At 42.2% G+C, this 860-nt stretch carries 2 protein-coding genes; both read left to right on the top strand.

Annotated elements, in window-relative coordinates; translation table 11 throughout:
• Positions 1-322, top strand: a 322-nt coding sequence (locus ACTHUR_RS12795; protein WP_440398866.1) for a dephospho-CoA kinase, incomplete at its 5' end; no start/stop codon positions are given.
• 54 nt (positions 323-376) lie between these two features.
• Positions 377-562 carry a DNA gyrase inhibitor YacG gene (yacG, locus tag ACTHUR_RS12790; protein ID WP_107814376.1) on the top strand — a complete coding sequence of 62 codons (186 nt, stop codon included), beginning with the start codon at positions 377-379 and terminating at the stop codon, positions 560-562.
• Positions 563-860 lie beyond the last annotated feature (298 nt).

Genomic DNA, 860 nt, shown 5'->3' with positions numbered 1-860 from the left:
TCCCGATGCAGCATACGGCATCATCGATGTACCCTTGCTGATTGAAAATCCAGATTTTTTGGCGGTTGTTGATAGAGTATTGGTGATTGATGTTTCTGAAGCAACACAAATTCTTCGTGTTCAGCAAAGAAGTGGTTTGGACACAGAAGAGATCAAGCGCATTATGCATACTCAGGCTAACCGCAAAACGCGGCTTCTCTATGCAGATGATGTCTTAGAAAATGAAGGGACTTTATCTGAGTTAACCAAGAAAATTCAGGGGCTGCATAGGTTTTATCTGGGATATGCCGGCAACTCGAAATTTGGTACATTATTGCCCTAAAATGAAATATCTCAATCAACAGACAAAGCTTAAATGATTTGTAAGGAACAAATAATGACTGAAGTAACGACTGTGAAATGTCCGACCTGTCAAAAGCCGGTGATATGGAATGAAGAGAGCAAATACCGACCGTTTTGCAGTCAGCGTTGCCGATTGATTGACTTAGGCGAATGGGCGCAAGAGAAATATACGGTTGCATCAGAAGAAGATGATAGTTTGTCGGACTTATTAAAATCATAAACGATAGAGCATAACTATCTAATAGACCTGGTTTAACAAACAAAAGCTAAAGCCATTTACCCCTCCCCTCTCCTTCTTCTCATTAGATAGAAAACACAAAAAGGTCGTCTGAAAACGCCATTCCGTTTTTTTACGGAAGCAGCATTTTCAGACGACCTTTTGTTTTTAACGCTTATTCAGAAGAAACCGCTTCTATTGCACTTACTTCACAATCTCAACCGGACCGTGATCGTCGCAGTGGTCGCCGTGTTGATGGTGCAGGCGGCCGTTGACGATATAGTCGGTGTGATCGCCGTGC

This window comes from Neisseria sp. P0021.S007 (assembly GCF_051956855.1).
The sequence above is the reverse complement of the archived record's forward strand: the minus strand, read 5'-3'. Positions and strand labels throughout refer to the sequence as shown.